We start from the raw sequence: 21,651 nt of genomic DNA, 5'->3' as shown, positions 1-21,651 counted from the left end.
GCTCGCGATCGACGCACGTGAGATCGAGAAATCAAACGATACAGTCCTCAGGCAGCCACACGCAAAGAAAGGCAACATTTTGTCAAAGACTGCATTGTACGAAAAACAACAGTAAGTGTCTTTTTGACACTTCTCTTTTTTTAATATTTCCATGGACACACTTACAACCGTTGCGATCGCAATTGCCGCATTTCTGGTCCTTATTGTACTCACTGCAATGGAGCTCAAGACTGCTTCATTTATGCACACTGAGAAGAATAGTTCATCTCCACCAAGCAATAACGGGGAGAATGGATGCAATTCTGATGAAAATGAGTTCAATATTGATGAAAATGAATGTAATGATAATGAATCAGAAAGTGATGATGTAACTCAGGACGAAGTAAAATAAAAAAGGCATCCCTGGGGGATACCGTCCGAATTTACTTTGGTTCTTCTTTTTCACGTGGCATTGCCAGTATCTCACGAACCTGCATGTTGAAGAAATTCTGTGAATGTGCTGGTCTTACAACAAGTGCTACATCTGCACCCTGACGTGTACCACCAATGGCGATAACCTCTGTATCCTTTGATACGGGTATATGGCCTGAATCTGCAGCCATCATCACAACTTCAAGGGCTACCTTGAAACCTTTGCCAAAGACCGCACGCAGCGTATCGGAGATCACATCTGCACGACTTGCACCGCCCAGTCTATTTGAAATGGCACGCTCTACACCTGAGAACATATGTGACTGTGTTGTAACAATTACTCCCATTTCCTGAAGTTTCTTTAAATTATCCTCATCCATCTCCCACTTTCCATCTTCTCGGAGTCCATATTGATGAGTGACAGCGATCACCTTCACATTTTTACCCTTTACTGCTTCTGCCATCTTCAATGCAGTATGGCCTTCAGTACTTGAAAGTACGATATATTCGATCCCTAGCTCTTCAGCCCTGGCAGCCGCTACTTTCACAACATCATCGGTATTCTGTTTACCAACATCATCAAAATATAGTATAGATCTTTCCATAATATTCCTCCATTATTTGTATGCATCTTTGTTATTTGCATCTATTTCGTTATCATTTGGTTTAATTATGTCGTTTTCTTCTTTTTATAATACGATGTACTTATCTATGAGTATCCTCTAATTATATAATAAGTGAATTAAGGGGTTAATATTCTCATAGGGTGATTCTTTTGTTAGAAACAGATTACGACGCTATCGATGTAGATATCATAACAAGGCCGGTAAAATCAAAGGATCCTATCCTGATAGAAGGTTTTCCGGGTATTGGTCTTGTGGGCAATATTGCCAGCCAGCAAATAATTGAAGAATTAAATATGGAATATATAGGTTCCATTGAGTCTCGCTATTTCCCGCCGATAGCCGTTCTGTATGAAGGGCTGGTGAACATGCCTGTAAGGATCTATGAAAATGTGGAACACAACACCATCATGGTGGTCTCGGATATTCCTATCAATCCTTCTGTTTCCTATGATGTGAGCAAGGCACTTGTCGGATGGGCAAAATCCATAGGCGTGAAAGAAATTGTCTCTATTGCGGGCATTGCTACCATGAGTGACGAATATAAAGTGTTCGGAGCTGCAACAACTGAAGAAATGCTTGAGAGGATCAGGGAGCATGTGGAGATCTTCCAGATGGGTACGATCTCAGGTATTTCTGGCAGTGTGATGGCAGAATGTTTCATGCAAAATATTCCGGCGATCAGTCTGCTGGGCGCTACAAAGACGCAGAATCCTGATCCAAGGGCCGCAGCAGTAGTTGTCGATGTTCTAAATTCCCTGTATGATTTTTCGATAGACACAGATGATCTTATCGAACAAGCAGAGAAGATCGAGATCGAAATGCAGAAACTCGCTGAAGATGTAAGATCAAGCGAACAGGCGACAACACCACGAAAGGAATATCCAATGTATGGGTGATCTGGTATGGAATACGTCGCACTTACGGGGATCTCAGATATTGTGATGTCTGACTTGAAGGCTAATCTGTTACGCACTATCGAGATAAGAAGTCCTCAGAACTTTTTCACATCACTGAACCTCAATGTGGGTGATCATATCTTTGTGACCCATACGTCTGTACAGGATATTATGCGTGGAACTCCAGGTGTGGTGGCACAGGTTGTAAAACACCATGTATCAACGCACAGGACCGTCACAGGGAATGACACTTTTTATGAAGAACATGAGTCCATGATGATACGCCTTCAACTGAAATCAATTGGACTGGCTCGCATAAATAACATACTTTCCAATGAGTTGGGAAAAGTCACACTTGTGGATGCTGAACAGGCCTGTTTCTATGAAGCACGCTGATTCAATGACGTGTCTCGGGGATATTCTTTAATCCCTTCTCTATTTTCTTTGCGTTCTCAAGATCGATGCCAATGGGTATCTCATTGTCGTCATATTCGCTATGCTTGCGTGAACCTTTGCAACCATAGGACAACCCGACACCTTTCTCAATAGCAAGGGCGGTACAGTCTCCGCAAATGGATGCTGCACCGAAAGTGTCGATATTGACTCTTTCTCCATCATTATATGCTAGTGCCTGAACGCCCCTCATGGCCATTTCAGGCTTAAGGTAGAGAATGATAACATCGAACTCACCGTTGTTCTCTGACAGCGGCTCTATCCTGATATGATCATATTTCTTCTTTATCCTGGGGAGTGCAGATACTGCCTTTTGTGCAGTTTCTGCATCGATGTAGCGTCCTGATGCCAAATAGTATTTATCCGGCTTATCTTCGGATGTGCTCAGGACATATTTGCCAGGGGGGCAACTTTGGGATGCAGCAAGGAAAATATCTCCCTTGCGTGCTTTTGTTATCATTTCACAATAGAGGAGGTCATATTCCTCTCCGATGTCGCCTTCCTGAAAGGTAACGCAAACAGGTTCTCCGTCATCCATCAGTTTAGCTATCTCTGTGAACATGTGTCATCCCAATATTGATTTACTCGATCTCTGTTCTCACGGTGGTGAACACAGGTCCGCGAATATCGATCTTCTGCTTCTTGCCTGTGATGTATCTCTGGCCCAGGGGGTCGAGCTTGATGTTTATCTCGGAAGGGACCTTGACTATCCTTACCCTTGTCTCACATTCCTTTTCCCCGTTGTCCACAGCTTCCTCGATCTCTTTTGCTGCTTGTGCTGCAAAAGCTTCGATAAATCTCACGCCAGTCCTTGCAGAATGGTTCTCAAAGGCCTTTTTCCACTTTTTGTTGTTAGGAAGGCCAAGAACATCGTTCTCGTAAACAAGTACCTCATTGTAAGCTGCCGGTCCGCAAAGCTTAGTCTCATCTTCAGGTTCTATCACGGAGACCTTCACTTTCTTACCCTTAAGTGTACCTTCCCAGGCAACGAACTCACAGGGACTTGGCTCTGATCCGTGCATGTCACATTGTTTGACTATGCCTTCAAGGATCTCCTGTCCTTCAGGGGTTTCCGGAAGTTTGTCAACGAATATCATTCTTGCCAGTTCGCTGTCCTTTAGATCCCATTCAGCGTATTGTGGTATCTGTGGATATGTCATACCTCTAAGGTCGGTGGAATCGTGGAGTATCATGGCAAGCCTTTCAACACCAAGCCCGAGGTTCATGACCGGGCATGGAATGTTATACTCGGCAAGTGCTGTCGGCGAGTAGATTCCAAAGGTCGCGATCTCTATCCAGCCGTCAGAATATTTGGTATTGGAGCCAACAAGCTTTGGATGGTATGCAAAGACCTCGATCTGTGTATCAGGTACGTAATATTTGCTCCTTTTCTCATCCGGGCGGAACATGAACTTCTCAAAACCGAACTGTGCCAATAATCCTTGAGCAACGGCTTTTCCGTGATCTACAGTGACATCTTCATCCATTATGACACAGGAAGCTGAATAATATGTCATAAGGCGTGATGCATCTTCCTGCTGTTCTCTTCTGAACGAACGGTCGATGGAGAATAAGTGGAATGGTGGTCTGGAACGTTCAAGAATGCCTGAGAGTGAAATGAACCATCCTGATGTCATATGGCTTCTGAGCGTCTTGGTGGTGGCTTGCGGGGTAAGTTCCTTGAATTCCGGGAACACCTGGTCTATCATCTCGACCACAAGCGCATCGGACACGTTTAGCTTAATTGCTATCTCGGGGACAAGGTCATCTCCTTCTACCTCGCCTTTCTTGTAAGAATGCAGCACTTTCCTTATTGTCTCGATACCTTCATCATCGATACCGCCAAGCATTTCTTTTATTTTTGCAATGCGTTGGTCGGAGATACCTACATTTGGTCTTGGTAGTCCGGCAAGGTAGTAACAGCGGTCAAGGACTGCCAGTGCTTCATGTCCGAATTGTTTGTGAACCTCTTTCTCATCAACGATAAGCGGATTCATCATCTCATCGAAGCCCATGCGAAGATAAGCTTCTCTGAGCTTTGCTATCGTATCATAGACAGGATGTGCTTTTCCGAAGTTGAATGATGTGTGAGGGTACTGCTGGTTCAGGCCTGCTTTTTTTATAAGGTCTTTGCCACTTGTCCATGCAGAGTCAAAGTCTTCCTTAGCAGCTTTCTTTATGGATTCAGGATCGAATTTCATGGTAAAATCTCGTTATTTTTAATAGTGTGCTCGTAATCGTTAGCTCAGGTATAAAGATGTATCAACACATTTTATAGTTACGTTCGATGAACAGCCCGTAAGGTCATTGAATGGGTGTTATCGATCAAAAATATTCAGTGTATTGAATATCTGCAAATAAAAAGATAAGAAAAGATCTGATCGTCAGATCAGAATGTTCTTTGTTGTATCGTAAACGATCACTCGTCAACAGGGATGGTCTCGAGCTGACTTGCGACATTCCATATAAGTGTCCTTGTATGTAATGGAATGTTTGGGTCGTTGCTGATATCTTCCAATATGGAAATACTGGATGATGTTCTCAGGAAAAGGGGTTCTGCTTCGTTTTTCAAAGTTGCAAGGATGTCGTTTGCGGAACGTCTGATATTCCTTGGTACGGAATTGTCGTTCGCTATATGTTCTAACACCTGTGTGCATTGTTTAATGACGTCTTCAGGTTCGCTGGCACCTAACATTTGGATCACCTTAATAATGGTTTAATGATAAAATAAGAATTTATGTTGTATTACCCCTAACTATTATATCCTATAAAAAGACTTTCATTCATGCAGTGATCAAAGGTGAACAAATGAGCGATAGTGACGATAAAATAAAACAGATATCAAGATTGCTGGAAATGGGCGGTACTATGCTTGCACAGCATTGTACTACATGTGGTGCTCCAATGTTCAGGTACCAGGGAGAAGTACTTTGCCCAATATGTCAGGACAGCAATGCGAATTCCGGTCAACAGCAAAATGCAGGACAACAGGTTGTATTAGCAAGAAATGAAATTAAAGAAGTTCCTCAGGCAGGTGGCATTGCCAGCTCTCCCGAAGCTCCTGTACGACAACCGCTGGTTCGTTCTGAAGAACTTTCTCATGATGATATGCCAGGGCAAATTTCGGCAGCAGTTCCTATCGAAGGTCTGAATTCAGTTGCAGAAAGCCTGAAATTGAAAATTGGGCACATTGCCGGTCTGCTTCAGGTCGAGACCGATCCTCGCAGGATGGAGGAATATCTCGATATTATAGATAGATGTCTTGACATCCTTGAAAGACTGAAATAAGCTTCTTAAAAACAGAATTCTCATAAAACGATAGTAGAAAACCGGTATTTCCGGTTGCTCTTTCTTTTTCAATTTTTATATTTGCTGCTAAGTATTTCCCGCATCTTTCCTGCGGTCTTCGGTCCAATGTTCTTTACTTCCTTCAACTCCTCAAGCTCTGCTTTCATAACATCTTCCACGGTTCCGAAGTGTTCAAGGAGATTCTTTGCAGCATTCGGTCCGATGTCACTGATGGATGATACTATGTATTCCTGTTGTTGTGATAACAGCATTGAAGATTTTTTTCCGTGTATGCTGGTACTGCGTTTTTCATCGATCTGTTCTCTCTTTGCTAGTATGCCTATCAGGGATGCTGTGTCTTCTGCATCTCTTGTGTGAAGTATGGACACTCCAAAGTCCAGTGCCAATGAAGCAAGTGTTCCGTGGATAGCTTTGGGGTTGATCATCCTTGTGGTGAACAAACCTTCTCCTTCGATGATAAGTATGGGCTTTTCATAAGCTCCTGCAAGGTCGGATATCTGCCTGAATATATTGCGGTCAAGCAGGGAATTGACAAGGTCTTCGGCACTCTTGCGCTCGATTGCCACCCGGTCGCTTACAATATAATCTCCTACCTCAAGTGTTTTTACAACGATGTTAAGCCCAAGTTTCTCAAGACTGCGTGCAACGGTGCTTCTGATCTCTCTCTGGTCGAGGACTACCGTCACTTCCTCGTCAGAGAAGTCTGAAAGCCCGGTCTGTTGTTCCTTCCCACCCCTAAACTCACTTGCAATGTCGGTCTTGTCATTTTCAGCGTTTGCTCTATTCAACTCTGACATATTCTCCTGCCATTGCTGCATATTGCTCTGCATACGCTTTTCTTTATGTGCACAGCTCCAGTAGTATGTTTCGTCCCGGGTTCCTTTTGTAACAAGTACTACTACACGTCCTTCGTGTTTTCTTCCTGTCCTGCCTTTTCTCTGTATGCTTCTTATCTCGGAAGGGACCGGTTCATAGAACAGCACCAGATCGGTAGCTGGGATATCAAGTCCTTCTTCTGCAACGGATGTTGCCACAAGGACATTATATTCTCCAGCCTTGAACTTCTCTATGATCTCGACCTGTTGTTTTTGGGTAAGCCCCTTGTCCTTGAACTTGGAACTTTGTCCCACAAATTTGACAGGCCTTATATCTTCTATTTCGGAGAGGGCGTTCGTCACCATTTCAGAGGTATCGCGATAGTTCGTAAAGACGATCACACGGGAGTCGGGTTTGCCATTTAGTTCCTTTGAGACAATATCTTTTACAACGGCAAGTTTCGGATGTTCTGTGGTGCATTCCTCGAGCCTTTTGTACAACTGTCTCATATAAAGGTCATCAGAAAGCCTTTTTGAAGCCTTACTTCCTGTTCTGGAAGTGGCCTCGTTCTCAAGTCGGGCTGTATATTTTTTAAGTGCTTCGATGCCCTGTGTTTCTACTATCTCCACAGCATGACTTACCTTCATGACTTCTGCAAGGATCGATAGGGCGCTGTAGACTGCAGGTTCGGCCATTTCTCGGATCTGTCCCTGTAATTTTTTCTGAAGCCCGAGCAGGTCCATCTTTGAAGTTTTCTTGCCGTATGGGATGGAATATCCAAGTTCGGTCAGTTTTTGGAATCTGTCCTCGAGGACCTTTTCCAGAAGGGTTTTCAGCTCCTTCATCTCAGAAGGTAGTATCACATGATTCCATTCGACCTCTTTTTTATGGATATAGGGTATTACATCAGGGTCTGTTTCTGTTTTTATCGCAACTGAACGAATGTAAAGGTTCGTGCATACCTCACTTATCTTCTCATCAGAACTTCCCGGACTTGCAGTTATCGCAAGGCAGTGTGGGTTTTTGGCATCCTCGAAATATCTTTCGGCTATATATGTATAAGCATAATTGCCAACAGCTCGATGTGCTTCATCAAATGTAATGTGGGAGACATCTTCCAGGCTTATGCGCTTGGTAAGGATGTCGTTCTCAATGACCTGCGGGGTAGAAATGATAACTTTTCCCTTCTTCCAGAGCTCTTCTCTTTTTTCAGGCGCTACTGCACCTGTAAAGGTCAGTATTTCATCTTCCGGGATGTTCAGTGTGGATCTCAAAAAAGCGGCATGCTGTTCTACAAGGGGTTTTGTGGGGGATAGAATGAGTGCTTTTCCGCCTGTCTTTTGCAGGCGTGAAGCTATGACAAGAAGGGCGACTATAGTTTTTCCAAGACCTGTTGGCAGCACTACCAGTGTTGGTGCTGATAGTGCCTTTCCGGCAAGGTCAAGCTGATACAATCGCTGTTCGACTGTATCAGGTTTGACCAGTGGGTGCTTAATGTGTTCGCTCATATTTACTATAGGTTCGAAATTTGCTTGAGGCAATACTGTTCTTAACCCTTTTAAATATGAGGCAAGCGGGGTGAAAGTATTAGATGCTCACGCCCGCATTTTCAAGGTTCAGTTTTCCATAGACAAGGTCGTAGATCGAGTCCTCGATACCTTCTACAGATGCTCTGACCTGTTTCATTGTATCGCGGTCCCTTATGGTGACGGAATTGTCTTCAAGGGTATCGTAATCGATGGTGATGGAATATGGAGTTCCAATCTCATCGTTCCTGCGGTAGCGGCGACCGATTGCTCTTGAATCATCGTAGGCAACAAGTAAGCCTCTTTCACGAAGTTTCTGTGCTATCGCCTTTGCAGGCTCGATAAGCTCATCCCTTGTAAGGAGGGGGAGGATGGCAACCTGTACAGGTGCAACTTCGTTCCTGAACCTGAGGACCATCCTTTCCTCTTCCTCCTCGTCGCCTTCAGCTTCGACCTTTTCTTCATCGAACGCATGTTCCATTGTACAGTACAGTATCCTGTCTATACCGTATGAAGGCTCGATGACATGAGGTACTATCTTTTCACCGCTGACCTTTACGGTCTCTTGCGCATAGCTGATTATTTCGGAAGGTACTGTGAACTCTTCTCCATTAACAGTTACTTTGATCTCGTCCTTGCTAAGTTCATCTTCACTCAATTCCTTGAGTGCATCAGCAACAGCCTTTGCCTTTCCTTTGAACAATGGTCCAAGCTCACCCATGTCCGGTTTCACAACGAATTGCTCGACCATCTTCGGCTCCTCATATTCAATGTGTATCTCAAGTTCGGTACCGCTTGTCTTTGCATGTGCTTTCAGGTCGAAGTCTGTCCTGTCCGCAATGCCGACCACCTCTATCCAGCCGAATCTATCGGTCAGTATCTCAGCATCCCAGCAATCGATGGCGTAGTGTGCCATCTCATCCTTCTGGTGTTGTCTGAACCTTAGCTTGTCAGCAGCTATGCCCACGCGCTGGAGGAAATGGTTCGTGAGTGCGATGTGGTATGCGAGGAACTCATGTGCAATCATGTTATTCTCAACAGCTTCCTTTACCGTCATCTGCTCGATGGCACCCTTCTCCTGTGCTTCATCGGAGTATAGGTTCAGGGTGACCTCTGCAAATCTTTCGAAGTTGGGGTGCCCTTTCTCTTTTGGATGGGTGAATATCTCAGCTTCTGCCTGTGTGAATTCCCTCAGCCTGATGACTCCCTGCCTGGGGGATATCTCATTACGGTAGGATTTTCCTATCTGGGTCGCACCAAAGGGTAACTTGTCACGGTAATATCTGGAAAGCCTCTGGAAGTTAATGAACATTCCCTGTGCGGTTTCCGGACGCATGTAGCCTTGTCTTCCAGTCCCGGGGCCGATATTCGTTTTGAACATGAGGTTGAACTCATATGCTTTTCCAAGCTTGCCGCCACATTCAGGACAGCCGATATCATTCTCCTCTATGAGCCTGTCAAGTTCTTCATTGCTCAATGCATCTGCGACCTCTACTATCTTGTCGACAAGGTGATCTGCCCTGAAAGCTTCCTCGCATTCCTGACATTCGCAGAGTGGGTCTGAAAAGCCCCCTACGTGGCCGGATGCAACAAAGACGTCCTCGATTCCTACGGTTGGGGTTTCGATCTCCATGAACCCTTCATGTATCACATAAAGTTCACGCCAGATCTGCTCAATTCTTCTCTTTAAAGTGCATCCAAGGGGTCCATAATCATAGAATCCGGCAGCTCCGCCGTAGAGTTCAAAGGAATTCCATAAAAAGCCTCTTCTTTTTGCCAGTTCAATTACCTGTTCATACCTGTCCATGATAGATCCTCTTAAAGTTCGTGATTATTTTGATGTGTGGAAGCTAAATATGATACATTCGATATTTACATTACATTTAATCTTATCGTGATATCTTTTGTGTAATGCTTGTATTTTATACAAAATCAATCATTATGATGATGATAATAATGGAAATCTTTATATGCAGGTTGTTACATTGTATATATAAGCAAGGCTGATAAAAATCATATCGTACCACCACCACAAACTGATTTTTTTTGGTCATTCCATCACGGTCTTGCTATAATTCTTTTCCTTTCAAATGTTGAATGCTCTGTATGCTCTGATTTTACTGCCTTCTATCTACTAACATTGGGTCCTTGTTCTTTTGTCATTGTATGTCAGGATCCCTAGTTTGAAAGTTATGGGGAATGTCTAAAATCTCGATGCAAGAATGTTACGACGAGCTATATGGGGATTGAATATGCTATATGGTCTGGTATTTCGGTTAATATTTTGCCATTATCATAATAATAATGTCTATAATAATCTTTATATACAGGTTGTTACATTGTATGGGATAAGCAAGGCCGATAAAAATCATATCGTACCACTACCACCACAAACTGATTTTTTTGATCATTCCATCACGGTCTTGCTTCACTTCTTTTCATTCTAAATACTTTGTATCTACTCTGATCTTAATTACCTCTATATTCTAGCATTGTTTTCCTGTTCTTCTATGATCACATCTCAGGAGCTTTGGTTAGGACTGTGCATGAGGGTTCCTTAAAAAGAGCCGTAACTTCGATGTAATAAGTTATGCAAAAATAAAAATAGTGCCGGTCTACCCGGCCTTTATCTTTCAATTAACTCTTATCAATCTTCCAAAGCTTCATCCGCGCTCATTCCGCCGTGGATGACCTTTGAGAGGAGATTGACGAGTCTTGTTGGGTCATCTGCCTGGAACACATTCCTGCCCATTGCTACACCCTTGCAGCCTACACTTAGTGCATCGGTAACCATCTGAAGGATCTCTTTTTCCGTATCCATCTGAGGTCCGCCTGCAATAACAACAGGTACGGGACATCCGTCGATGACTTCCTTGAATGAATCAGGGTCACCTGTATAGCTGGTCTTGACGATATCCGCGCCAAGTTCTGCACCGATCCTTGCTGCGTGCTTCACATACTCCACATCATGCTCAGAAGGCACTTTTGCACCTCGGGGGTACATCATGGCAAGAAGGGGCATTCCCCATTCGTCACATTTCTTAGCGACAAAACCCAGGTCCTTCAACATTTCAGCTTCATCTTCAGCACCAACGTTGATGTGCACAGAAACAGCATCTGCACCAACTTTGATGGCTTCTTCCATGGTGGTTACCAGTACTTTGTGGTTGGGGTCAGGTCCAAGTGATGTTGAACCGGAGAGGTGAATAATAAGTCCGACATCTCTGCCATAGCCTCTGTGACCGTGCTTTGCAAGTCCCATGTGACCAAGTACTGCATTTGCACCGCCTTCTGCCACCTTGTTGACAGTTGCAGGCATGTCTATAAGGCCCTTGATAGGTCCTGCACCTACGCCGTGATCCATTGGGATTATAATTGCATTACCAGTATTTCTGTCGAATATACGCTCCATCCTGACAGATTTGCCTATTTCGCTCATAATATGAAAAATAGTGTATATATTACATATCTTTTCTGGTAAATGTAATGTAAAATCTCTGAAGTTTAGATGTTCTCATTCTGGTAACGTCCGCTATAGCCTTCTTCCACTTCTGTGTGAAGATGATAGAAAAGAAGCTGCATTATCCTTGCATCTTTTTTAAGGTCGAACCCGTCCTTGTTGTGAACAACTAACATACACTCGCTCCTTCCTGAATATCCAGCATCCCAAACAGCAGTCTCAAGAGTTGCTCCACACCTTATCAGTGTAGATCTTGGTTTTGCTATTGCTGCAAGGGTCTTTGGTATGTTCACGATCTCGTTCAAAAGCACTTTGTATATCCCTGGCTCAATGTGTATCCATCCGTCCTCATTGAACTCGATTTTATTACCCTCGGACAGTCTCCTGCCTGAATTATCAAAATCAACCGCACCCGGGCCTTCAATGGTCCTTATTTCCTTAAGTGTCATCTCAACACCGTTTGGCTGAAGCTGGGTATCCATGTCGATCATGTTCTCGACAAGTGGCGGATTCGCAAGCACAAGTTCTCTCAATTCATTTTGGGATAAAAGGGTCATGGGGTGGGGATGGCGGGTATCGGTTATTAGAATTTCGGGAGACTATAGTTAGGATAAGATTCAATAAATTAATTATATTATCTTTTTTTGAAATATTGCTAAACAAAAGACCGAAGATATGTTTATATATAACCTTTGCAATCACTCAGCTTGATATATGTAAAGTAAAGTTGTTTTAGATTCATAGTCCTTTCTTCGTCTATGAATTTATGCGATCGATGATACGGTTGGTAATATCATGCAAGATTATTTCGGAAAAATGGATTTCTCTCTATCAGAAGTTCCACATGGTGGGCATATTACGCTTGTGTACAAAAATGATGATGATGTAATTGATTTTGTTTCATCTTTTTTAAATTCAGGTTCTAAATGCAATGACCTTTGTATCTGGATAACTCCTGAGATAAAAGAATGTGAATATTCAAACGCTTTTATTGGGGAAAGGATGGCACTTATTGGCTAGGGCTCATGTTCCTCTAATTTCGATCATGTACTTGTAGATCCTGCATTACTTTCAAATGCTGAGACCTTTTGTGATGCTATAATAGAACTTCTGGAAAATAAACAGAAATATGCTATTGCAAATGGATTCAATGGATTGCGGGTTAATATTGATCTTACTGCAGACAAAGGCCAAATGCTTCCTTTTCTCAGACATTGCAGGGAGTTGATAATCTCTTCAACTTCAGCTATCGAGCTTACAACCCTGTTTACTTGCCCTCTTGAATCCTTTTCCTCTTCTGAGGTCTTCGATCTGATGGATGATCGGGACAACACTATCCTGAAAAGGAATGGTATGTGGACATATCTGGTGGACCTTCTTAGCAAAAAGTACAGGAAACACCTGCGCTCTTCCCCGGAACTGATGAAGAAGGAAAAAAAGCTGAAGGCTATCTATAGGGACAGTCCGGTAGTTGCATTCCTTCGAAATTCGGAAAATGGCTTTCCCATTGACTTTGTATCAGATAATATCTCTCAGTTTGGATACTCTACAGAAGATCTAACATCTCATAAGTTCCTCTATAGGGATATTATTCATCCATGGGACATTGATGATTATTTGATCTCCCTTTCAGAATGCATCAAAAACAAGAGTAATGAATTTAAAAAAGAATATAGGATACTGGATAGTGAACGTAACATTCACTGGGTCAATGAAACGTCATTGATAGAGACCGATAATTCAGGGAATCCAACTCGTTTCCAAGGTATCATTGTCGATATCACTGATAGGAAAAAAGCAGAGGCTATGGCAATTCAAGCTAAACTAGTTGCTGAGGTTGCAAACAAGACAAAGAGTGAATTTCTGGCTAATATGAGCCATGAACTTCGAACTCCTCTGAATGCGGTCATTGGTTTTTCTGAAATGTTAATGCTGGGAACTTTCGGAACACTCAATGAGAAACAAACAAAATATGTGGACAATATTACTTCAAGCGGAAAACACTTGCTGGATGTGATCAATGATATTCTGGACCTTTCAAAAATAGAGGCTGATAAAATGGAGCTTCAGACTGAAAATATTTTATTTGTAGATGTGTTGAAAAATGTGGAATCAATTGTCTCTCCTCTTGTACAAAATAAAAATTTATGCTTGAATATGAGAATAGAAGCTGATGATATTCACATTCATGCTGACAAGCTGAAATTAAAACAGGTCCTTTTCAATCTGGTGTCCAATGCTATAAAGTTCACACCTGAAGGTGGTTAGATAATGGTCCGGGCAGAACAGCATGCTGGCAATTTAGTCGTCAAAGTTGAAGATAACGGTATCGGAATTCCGGAATCTGCCTTTTGTGATATTTTTAAACCTTTTACACAGGCAGATTCAGCTTTAAACCGTCGGTTCGAAGGTACAGGTCTTGGTCTTGCACTCGTCAAGAAATTAATAAGAATGCATGGTGGTAATGTGTGGGTCGAAAGTGAACTTGGCATTGGCAGTAGATTTAGTTTTAATGTTCCTCTTCCTTCTGAAGGGATCCCTTTTTAATGTTTCATTTGATGATATTGCGAACAACGCTGACAAACATCACTGTTCCGGTAATGATCAATGAGAAGTATGTCAACATGAGCACATTTGTACTGATATTTGGTACTAGGCATGCTATTATGACAGCCAATATCAAGACCGGTATGAACATGACAAAGTTTCGTGGAGAATAGTCTTTATCTTCCAATTGAATGATCTGTACAATTCCTTTTTCAGACCTTGAAAGCAAGGCTATGGCAATCATATAGAAACATATTATCGAAATATATGGAGCTATTGTGGTAGGTATCCTTTCAGGAAGCAGAAACATGAATGTTATCATGTAAAGTGCCAATAGATACAAACATAGCACTCTGAATCCCCTCTTTCCAGGCACGAGTTGTGCTATGTCAGTTCCCTTTGACAATCTGTAAAGGACTGCGATGATCAGCAAAGACCCTGCAACGGACATGATCGCCAATACCGGGTCGAAACCGTTCCCATTCGCTATGAAAGAACTTAGAAGTATCAATAGTAGAGTTATTACTATAGTTTTCCTGCCACTCCTTTTCAGAATCTCACTATGTTGTACCAGTGTTTTCCCTGTAAGTATCTCAAAGACAAGTATCGGAACTATAAAGGACATTATAGGATGCCAGAAAAGGACCAGTACTGGAAATTCGGCTACACCCAATCCAAGGAACGTGCCAAGTGAAGGTCCTTCTGTATCCATATATCCTGCCCAGAGGACCTTCGTTATCCTGCTTCGTACAATGCGAACATTACTCCGAAAAGGTACAACTGCGAAAGAGATGTCCGTTTCGTTCTCATTGCTATTGCAAGGAAGAACAGCAGGTGTGCCAGATAGAGCGGAAAGGTTACGAGTATTCCCCATCCGTTGATGAACCATGTCTGAGATGCGCCTGAGAATACTTCGGCAAAGAACATGGAGAGGGTTCCGATCAGGGGGATGGGGGATATTTTGTGCATTTTATCTGGGTTTAGTTTTGGGTTTGGGGATTTAGGTGTATGTTTGATCTTGCAATAATTTTAGCTTTAATGACCTTCGGAACTGTATCTATGAACACCATCAATGAGGCTATGCAGATTCTGGTGACACGATCAAAAGAGCACATCAATTAGACTCCATGAAACCGCCAGACTATCAGATCACTCAAATCCCAGGAAATATACGATCGTATCTGCATATTCTTCAGGAAGGTATTGCTCTCCTAAATGTCCCACATCTTCAAATTGGACAAGGTGTGCATCAGGAACCTGTTCTGTAATCTCCATAGAAAGCTCTGAAGGTGTGAGCACATCCTTGTTGCCTGCAAGAAGCAGCACTTTATTTTGAATTTCAGGCAGGCGTTCATATGTGCCGCTCCATTCCAGATTCCCTTCTGCATACTTTCTAAGCACTGGGTCCGTATCAGGGTCAGAAGCCCTATATTGAAGTCTGTTCTTCAGGATCTCTGTCTGCGGAACATCGAGACTATATGTTGTCGATGAAAGGATCAGCCAATCCACTTTCTCAGGGTGTTCAAGGGCCAGTTCCTGAGCGATCACTGATCCCATGGAGGAGCCAAAGATATGTGCAGAATCCAGTCCAAGTGCATCCATCAGATCTGCAGTGTCGTTGGCGAACAAGGCTATCGAGAACGATCCATTATTTTCGGAGGAATATCCCATTCCTCGATTATCAAAGAGGATGACCCTGTAACTACCGGCTAAATGCTCGATAAAGGTCACATTGCACATGTCCATTGTTGAAGCAAAAGGCATGATGATCAAAAGTGGTTCTCCTGATCCGAATTCCCGGTATCCTATTTCAATGTCATTAACATGAGCATATTTTACGGGGGATGAATTGATCGAAATTGTTGAAGAATCGTATGGTGAGCTTTGATCCTCTGTTCCAATACAACCTGAAAATGCAAGAGTTATAAGAATCAATGTTAGAATTACATTTATTATTTTCATGAAATTTGAATAGAATTTAATATATAAAAAGGACACTTCCATTTATGGCATTCCTTTGTAACTCCGTTTTCACCCAAAGATGTATTTGATAAAATTTCTATGATTTTGCTGGAGCATGATCTTAGAAAACATATTATGTATTTCTGTTATAATTATTCTAGGTTATATTCTTTATACTTGGTCTAATAATTAGTTTTAATATAGTATAATGCAATAATTTTCAGAAACATTTTATATATCAAAATAGTAAGTTCAGTAGTTCTCTAATTTTTGCTTAACCCCATAAATCCACATCAAACGGCACATTTATATACGGTTAAAATTCCCCTCCATGTTACCTCGACTAGAACTAACACCAACCCACTGCATCAAAACTGTTTTACAGCCTCTTCTCGACAATATCCATATTCCAATCAATGGTTCTCTCAATTGCAAAGATCTATTTGCCAGTGTTCTTGGTATGGCAACATGGAACCGTTCAATTCATTCAATTAAAAAACAGTATCATAAGATTCCTTGTGAAACATCAATGAGATACCATTTACAAAAAATCGAGTTGGATCAACTCATTGAACACAATACAAAAATACTCTTACAATCATCACTTGAAACTCTCAAACAAAAGAAAAAGCATGACTTTGCTATTGATTATACGAATGATCCATACTATGGAGGCATAGATGATAGCAATAATCGATATGTGATTAGAGGTCAAGCCAAAAAATCAACGAACTCATTCTATTCTTACATCTCGCTTTGCATTATTGACAAAGATGAAAGGGTTACAATTTCTGTGCTTCCTGTGAAAAAAGGAAACTCCAAGACAGATTATCTCAAATATTTCATAGACCAGATAAAACAGATTAAACTCAAGATCAATGTTCTTTGTTTGGACAGAGAATTCTATTCAAGAGAGGTTTTTTCTTTTTTACAGGAAAATGAGGTTGCACATATTGTTCCTGTTGTTAAAATGGGAAAAAAGTTGAAAAATATTCTTGATGGAACAAAAAAGCGTTATGACACATATACGATGAATAGCACAAAAGGAAAAGTGGAGCTTGACATTGCTATTGATGTCAAATACAGAAAAGGGAAGCGAGGAAAGAATGGGTGTGAGAACCTTGGATTTGTTGTTTATGGGATTGATTGGGATCCAAGAAAAGTCAGTGACACTTACAGGAAAAGGTTTGCTATAGAATCCTCTTATAGGATGCGAAATGTGGTAAAACCGAAAACGTGTTCTAAAGACCCTATGTTACGATATTTTTATGCGCTGATATCGTTTCTTTTCAAAAATGCATGGGTGTCAATACAGAGAATGCATTTCATGAAAGTGAAAAGAGGACCAAAGACGATTGAATCTGATATGTTTAGGTTTGATATGTTTGTTCATTTAATTGTGGAATGGGTGAGAAGAAAGTTGAAAGCAAGGTTAATTGTTAAGTGTTTTAGGTGAATGCGAGGATATTATATGAGGGAGGGAATATTAGTGAAGTACTGAATTTGTTTGAGTGATCAATTTTGAAAGTGGTGGGCCCGGGGAGATTCGAACCCCCCTACTAATTTTAATTAAATCTTTAATTTATTTAAAATAATATCGAATGTCATATAATAAACAGTGAGATAAAATATGAAGATGCTGATGGCCACGACCAGATATCAGATTCTGTAAAGATAAAGACCGCAGTATTGATGCCTAGTTCATCAGATGGGAGATATGGCACAATGATCGCAGGCTTATTCGTTGAGGCGGTAGTCGTTGTTGCTGCAGGTCTGCTTTATAGGCGACGTAGTCGTAGTGGATTAAAATCAGACGAGTAATAACTTTACGACCTCTCTTTTTAGAGGGAGTCTTTGCTATCTGAATATATATATTGAGAAAGAGCATTCAGGACACAATGAACAAGAGATTAGAACGGGATACTCATGAACAGGGCTGAGATGGACAGAGTTGACAAGTTTGCATTCTGGTTATCTTCAATATTCAGATTGGTGCTGATCATAGGATGCATAGTAGCAATACTGACAGGGAACTGGATGCATCTAGGATTCTTCATCTATGTTTTGATCGTGACCTTCCTGCCAAGTATAATCGAGAAAACGTATAAGTTCGAGTTTCCCAACGAGTTCGAAGTACTGATCATGCTCTATATCTATGCATCTCTCATGTTGGGTGAATACGGGGAGTATTTCGAAATATTCTGGTGGTGGGATATCTTCCTTCACATATCCCTGGGTATAATCTTTCCAGCCCTTGGCTTTATTCTGGTATATGTTTTGAATTCTGAACGTCAAGTAAATCTGAGCCCCTTTTTCATAGCACTGTTTTCATTCAGCGTTGCGGTGTCATTTGGGGCGATCTGGGAGATATTTGAATATTTAATGGATGTGGTATTCGGGCTCAATATGCAAACGTCAGGGTTGGTGGATACTATGTGGGATCTTATCGTTGAAACGCTGAGTGCATTGTTGATGTCTACACTGGGATACTTGTATTTGAAGAAAGAGATTCATATCCATCTGTTCGAGAAAGCTGAAAGAAAGTTCATCGAACGGAATCCGCGTCTGTTCAGAAAATGATATTCATGTTTTTGAATGCAAGGTTGCACACGTTTTTGAAACAGAGCACAATGGAAAACCCTTGTTTTTGATCTCCTTGGACGAAGACTTCGATGGCAACGTAGTTGTGCAACCTACTACCAGTTCAGACGTAGAAACCAGACTAGCTGCACTAGATAAACAAGTAGAAATGTTGTCAAAACAGCAATCAACCGCTTCAGAAAAACCAGATGGGCCCGGGGAGATTCGAACACCCGACCTCTGCCGTGTGAAGCCGCTTGATGTCGAAAATGCAACAAATTCTTTCTTCAACAGTCCAAGTAAAACACTAGGAATTAGTACTGATGTGGTACAGGATATATGTCTTAATGATTTTTGGGAAACTTCTAAGGATGCATTTTATGAATGGTTGAATTTCAAAGATATATCTAAGAAAACTAAGCAAGGTTATCGTAGTGCATTGAGAAATTTCTTTGAAAACAATGTGGTGCACAAGCCAAAAGACTTTCGAAAATTACAGTTGAAAGACAAGGAATCACGCGGATTACGTAATTTGCTCAACTTTTGCGAAGATGAAGAAATCGAAGTTGTAGTAGGCTATAGCATCGACAAGTGGAGACGATTCATAAAGATTAGGAAATCGGGAGTTGTGGAGGTCTATGTCACCGATGAAGAAATCAAAGAGGCTTACACTGCTTGTCCTGAAGTGCTGAAACCAGTCTTTAGTCTACTTGTTTATTCTGGAAGCAGGGCTACACATATTCATAAGATGTTGGATAATTTCGATGAACGCAACATCATTGTAGATGGTGATGTAGCTTATTATCCAACGGCTTCATTCTCTGAAGGTACGAAGAAAACATTCCAAGTCTTTTTCCCGACTTCATTTATTCCAGAGCTAAAATCTATTGGTAAGCCAAGATGTTATTACAATATTACTGAAAAGATTCGACACGGTCGTGTATCTGCCAAAACTATTCGCAAATGGCATTTGAACATGATGATTAAGGCTAAAGTTACAGAAAGCATTGCTGATTTCATTCAGGGTCGGGCAGCAATGACAGTTGGTAGTGCACATTACTTGAATAAGGTGCAACAGGCAAAGAATGAATATCAGGGAGTTATAGAAAAATTTGCTCTGTAGAAATCCTCAAATAAAATGCAAAGTAGGTTTTCTACAAAGCCGATATACTATTTACTTTAACTTATTCTCCGGAAAGCTCGAATGTTGCGTTTGCCAAGAATACTGTACTGATTGGTACTGTCACAAGCAGGCCAATTCCCAAAAGGAGTGCACCAATCATGTTGAGAACAAGCATGATCACATAAACGACTATACTTTCAACAGGGACTGTCTTTATAATCTCTATGCTTTCTGTTATTCCTTCAATGCCACCATATCCCTTAATGACAAGCAATGGCATTGTAAACATGAAAAGTATTCCTACTATTGTGCTGAGTATGGATGCTATCTGCCCGAGTATTGCGGCGATCACAATATAGATCAGCATGAATGTCCAGCTTCTGATAAAATCGTCCTTGTTGAAACCTACAAAGACATCAGAGATCTCTATTTGTTCTCCCCTTGCTCCTTTTACTGCCATGGAAGTAAAACCATAGGCAAGAGGTGCAATGGTAACTATTAATATTGAGCCTACAGCGGCTATCAATAAACCAACTATAAATGTTACGAGGTTATCTTTCACAACATTCCAGGAGTTCTTTAACGCGATTTCATAATCCAATATACCACTTCCCGAATATAATTATTTACAAGAAATAGTCTATTTGGAAAGCATATATAATTATCTAACATTCAATACTGGTATCTTGAAGAATCCGCACAATAATATACGCCCTTGCACAGCCTATTATTGTCAATTAATTATAGCATGAGTTTGACTTTATCTCGAAGAAGCTGATTGATTTGAGATGTTTTTAAAAATTATATTTCAAATTACTCTGAGTAATACTCAAAACGCTATCGGCCAAATCAATAAAAAATCGCAATCAGTAGGGTTGTTATGTCATGTGCTATAGGTTCTCTATACTTTTTTTACATTTAATAGGGGGTTTGTCGAAGGGATTTTGACTATTCCCATAGTGGCTGGAACAATTGGTTTGACAAAAGCATACTTTACAATTCGAAAATTGAGTTGAAAAGTTGTTATTTTTCATAATCATTATTACTTAGAGTAATATTAAATTTGCATTTTAAACTCTTTTTAATACATTGGATCGGATATTAATTACCAGCCTTTGAATTTATCATCTCATTCTATTTTATTTTCAAACCATATGCAAATGGCATCTCAATTTTATAGTAAAGGGAGGTGTTACCGAGAGTATAGCTGACTTCATACAAGGGAGAGCAGCATTAACGGTGGGAAGTGCGCATTATCTCAATAAAGTTCAGCAGGCAAAAAAGGAATATCTTAAAATTATAGGTATGTTTTCTTTATGATAAACGAACTAAATTTAACTTTGATTTCGAAGATATGTTTTATTAATAACTGAATCAATAATTTGGGTTCTAAAGTATTCGATCATAGTCATGACTTGCTTATATAAATTAATAAAATCGTCTTTTTCAATATTCATTCTTTGTCCATGCGCAACATCATTTCTGTTGTCGACTAATTTTTTATCAATCAATTTAGCTTTTGTTTCATAGAATGAATATTCAAATCCTAAAGTCTCTAAGATTTCCTTTAGAACTTCCCATTTTAAATTAGATTTCGTTTCAATTACATTTATATATGGGATTTTTGCTTCATCTGATAAATTATTAACCAAAGCATCTACTAATTTAATATGGATACTTGTTTTTTTGGCTTGTTGAGCTGTTATAAACTCTCCTCTTAATGCAAGAGCAATGAAATTATCAGTTAGATTTTCATATTTCAAATTGCGATGGCTAATGTAATTTAAATAATAAATTGATGCATTTTTTATATATCCTTCCCAATGAGCATAAAGAAGTGCAGTCGCTGCTCTCAACCGTGTGTCTAAAGTATGTTGGGTTGAAGTTTTTACAGCGCTAACTATCATTGTTAGCTCTTTTTTTCTCCATGCGAAATCTCCAT

Annotated in this window: 25 protein-coding genes; 12 read left to right on the top strand and 13 right to left on the bottom strand. The window is 40.9% G+C overall.

What is annotated here, in order from left to right; genetic code table 11:
* Both QAS77_RS03150 and QAS77_RS03145 read left to right on the top strand, forming a co-directional pair.
* Positions 1-115 (top strand): F420-dependent methylenetetrahydromethanopterin dehydrogenase (locus QAS77_RS03150; RefSeq protein ID WP_305064124.1); only part of this gene is annotated, 115 nt, incomplete at its 5' end.
* A gap of 36 nt (positions 116-151) precedes the next feature.
* Positions 152-391, top strand: a complete 240-nt coding sequence (locus QAS77_RS03145; RefSeq protein ID WP_305064123.1) for a hypothetical protein — start codon at positions 152-154, stop codon at positions 389-391.
* Between the two features lie 31 nt (positions 392-422).
* On the opposite strand, the gene QAS77_RS03140 is transcribed toward QAS77_RS03145, so the two are convergent.
* Positions 423-1,016 (bottom strand): pyruvate kinase alpha/beta domain-containing protein, encoded by a 594-nt coding sequence (locus QAS77_RS03140; protein WP_305064122.1) that lies wholly within the window; start codon positions 1,014-1,016, stop codon positions 423-425.
* 170 nt (positions 1,017-1,186) lie between these two features.
* On the opposite strand from QAS77_RS03140, the gene QAS77_RS03135 reads away from it, so the two are divergent.
* Entirely contained in the window at positions 1,187-1,933 is a 747-nt protein-coding gene (locus QAS77_RS03135; RefSeq protein WP_250868887.1) for a proteasome assembly chaperone family protein, read from the top strand.
* 6 nt (positions 1,934-1,939) lie between these two features.
* Positions 1,940-2,329 carry a DUF473 domain-containing protein gene (locus QAS77_RS03130; RefSeq protein WP_250868888.1) on the top strand — a complete coding sequence of 130 codons (390 nt, stop codon included), beginning with the start codon at positions 1,940-1,942 and terminating at the stop codon, positions 2,327-2,329.
* 1 nt (position 2,330) lies between these two features.
* Here the strand turns inward: QAS77_RS03130 and QAS77_RS03125 are convergent, their stop codons facing one another.
* The 3 genes from QAS77_RS03125 to QAS77_RS03115 all read right to left on the bottom strand — a co-directional run bounded on the left by QAS77_RS03125 (position 2,331) and on the right by QAS77_RS03115 (position 5,081).
* Positions 2,331-2,948, bottom strand: coding sequence for a DUF169 domain-containing protein (locus QAS77_RS03125; RefSeq protein WP_250868889.1), 618 nt, complete (start codon positions 2,946-2,948; stop codon positions 2,331-2,333).
* Positions 2,949-2,967: 19 nt separating this feature from the next.
* Positions 2,968-4,587 carry an O-phosphoserine--tRNA ligase gene (sepS, locus tag QAS77_RS03120; RefSeq protein WP_250868890.1) on the bottom strand — a complete coding sequence of 540 codons (1,620 nt, stop codon included), beginning with the start codon at positions 4,585-4,587 and terminating at the stop codon, positions 2,968-2,970.
* Between the two features lie 218 nt (positions 4,588-4,805).
* Positions 4,806-5,081 (bottom strand): UPF0147 family protein, encoded by a 276-nt coding sequence (locus QAS77_RS03115; protein WP_011499015.1) that lies wholly within the window; start codon positions 5,079-5,081, stop codon positions 4,806-4,808.
* Positions 5,082-5,194: 113 nt separating this feature from the next.
* On the opposite strand from QAS77_RS03115, the gene QAS77_RS03110 reads away from it, so the two are divergent.
* On the top strand, positions 5,195-5,674 hold the full coding sequence (locus tag QAS77_RS03110) for an Sjogren's syndrome/scleroderma autoantigen 1 family protein (RefSeq protein WP_305064121.1): 480 nt from the start codon (positions 5,195-5,197) through the stop codon (positions 5,672-5,674).
* A 68-nt stretch (positions 5,675-5,742) separates the two neighbouring features.
* Here QAS77_RS03110 and QAS77_RS03105 read toward each other — a convergent pair whose 3' ends face one another.
* The 4 genes from QAS77_RS03105 to QAS77_RS03090 form a co-directional block, all read right to left on the bottom strand.
* Complete coding sequence (locus QAS77_RS03105; RefSeq protein WP_305064120.1) at positions 5,743-8,019, bottom strand: DEAD/DEAH box helicase; 2,277 nt, start codon at positions 8,017-8,019, stop codon at positions 5,743-5,745.
* 79 nt (positions 8,020-8,098) lie between these two features.
* Positions 8,099-9,844, bottom strand: a complete 1,746-nt coding sequence (gene glyS, locus QAS77_RS03100) for a glycine--tRNA ligase (RefSeq protein WP_305064119.1) — start codon at positions 9,842-9,844, stop codon at positions 8,099-8,101.
* Positions 9,845-10,684: 840 nt separating this feature from the next.
* A complete protein-coding gene (locus tag QAS77_RS03095) occupies positions 10,685-11,476 on the bottom strand; it encodes a 2-amino-3,7-dideoxy-D-threo-hept-6-ulosonate synthase (RefSeq protein WP_250868894.1) in 792 nt (263 codons plus the stop codon).
* 65 nt (positions 11,477-11,541) lie between these two features.
* Entirely contained in the window at positions 11,542-12,054 is a 513-nt protein-coding gene (locus QAS77_RS03090) for a deoxyuridine 5'-triphosphate nucleotidohydrolase (protein WP_250868895.1), read from the bottom strand.
* Positions 12,055-12,292: 238 nt separating this feature from the next.
* Between QAS77_RS03090 and QAS77_RS03085 the strand changes: the two genes are divergently transcribed.
* The 3 genes from QAS77_RS03085 (at position 12,293) to QAS77_RS03075 (ending at position 14,044) form a co-directional block, all read left to right on the top strand.
* Entirely contained in the window at positions 12,293-12,517 is a 225-nt protein-coding gene (locus QAS77_RS03085; RefSeq protein ID WP_305064118.1) for a hypothetical protein, read from the top strand.
* A gap of 174 nt (positions 12,518-12,691) precedes the next feature.
* Complete coding sequence (locus QAS77_RS03080; RefSeq protein ID WP_305064117.1) at positions 12,692-13,765, top strand: sensor histidine kinase; 1,074 nt, start codon at positions 12,692-12,694, stop codon at positions 13,763-13,765.
* Between the two features lie 3 nt (positions 13,766-13,768).
* Positions 13,769-14,044, top strand: coding sequence for an ATP-binding protein (locus tag QAS77_RS03075; RefSeq protein ID WP_250868898.1), 276 nt, complete (start codon positions 13,769-13,771; stop codon positions 14,042-14,044).
* A gap of 4 nt (positions 14,045-14,048) precedes the next feature.
* On the opposite strand, the gene QAS77_RS03070 is transcribed toward QAS77_RS03075, so the two are convergent.
* From QAS77_RS03070 to QAS77_RS03060, 3 genes are all read right to left on the bottom strand, one after another.
* On the bottom strand, positions 14,049-14,756 hold the full coding sequence (locus QAS77_RS03070) for a hypothetical protein (RefSeq protein ID WP_305064116.1): 708 nt from the start codon (positions 14,754-14,756) through the stop codon (positions 14,049-14,051).
* Positions 14,757-14,779: 23 nt separating this feature from the next.
* Positions 14,780-15,013, bottom strand: a complete 234-nt coding sequence (locus QAS77_RS03065; RefSeq protein WP_305064115.1) for a hypothetical protein — start codon at positions 15,011-15,013, stop codon at positions 14,780-14,782.
* Between the two features lie 180 nt (positions 15,014-15,193).
* Entirely contained in the window at positions 15,194-16,006 is an 813-nt protein-coding gene (locus QAS77_RS03060; protein WP_305064114.1) for an alpha/beta fold hydrolase, read from the bottom strand.
* Positions 16,007-16,337: 331 nt separating this feature from the next.
* Here QAS77_RS03060 and QAS77_RS03055 point away from each other — a divergent pair, with 331 nt between their 5' ends.
* The 3 genes from QAS77_RS03055 to QAS77_RS03045 all read left to right on the top strand — a co-directional run bounded on the left by QAS77_RS03055 (position 16,338) and on the right by QAS77_RS03045 (position 19,709).
* Positions 16,338-17,462, top strand: a complete 1,125-nt coding sequence (locus tag QAS77_RS03055) for an ISH3 family transposase (RefSeq protein WP_305064113.1) — start codon at positions 16,338-16,340, stop codon at positions 17,460-17,462.
* Between the two features lie 470 nt (positions 17,463-17,932).
* Entirely contained in the window at positions 17,933-18,586 is a 654-nt protein-coding gene (locus QAS77_RS03050) for a hypothetical protein (RefSeq protein ID WP_250869125.1), read from the top strand.
* A gap of 76 nt (positions 18,587-18,662) precedes the next feature.
* A complete protein-coding gene (locus tag QAS77_RS03045) occupies positions 18,663-19,709 on the top strand; it encodes an integrase (protein WP_305064112.1) in 1,047 nt (348 codons plus the stop codon).
* A 61-nt stretch (positions 19,710-19,770) separates the two neighbouring features.
* Here the strand turns inward: QAS77_RS03045 and QAS77_RS03040 are convergent, their stop codons facing one another.
* Positions 19,771-20,310, bottom strand: coding sequence for a hypothetical protein (locus QAS77_RS03040; protein ID WP_305064111.1), 540 nt, complete (start codon positions 20,308-20,310; stop codon positions 19,771-19,773).
* Positions 20,311-20,828: 518 nt separating this feature from the next.
* Here QAS77_RS03040 and QAS77_RS11590 point away from each other — a divergent pair.
* On the top strand, positions 20,829-21,029 hold the full coding sequence (locus tag QAS77_RS11590) for an integrase (protein WP_442920356.1): 201 nt from the start codon (positions 20,829-20,831) through the stop codon (positions 21,027-21,029).
* A gap of 14 nt (positions 21,030-21,043) precedes the next feature.
* Here the strand turns inward: QAS77_RS11590 and QAS77_RS03035 are convergent.
* Positions 21,044-21,651 (bottom strand): MAE_28990/MAE_18760 family HEPN-like nuclease (locus QAS77_RS03035; RefSeq protein WP_305064110.1); only part of this gene is annotated, 608 nt, incomplete at its 5' end.

It is taken from the genome of Methanococcoides sp. (assembly GCF_030594565.1).
GTDB lineage: Archaea > Halobacteriota > Methanosarcinia > Methanosarcinales > Methanosarcinaceae > Methanococcoides > Methanococcoides seepicolus.
The sequence above is the reverse complement of the archived record's forward strand: the minus strand, read 5'-3'. Positions and strand labels throughout refer to the sequence as shown.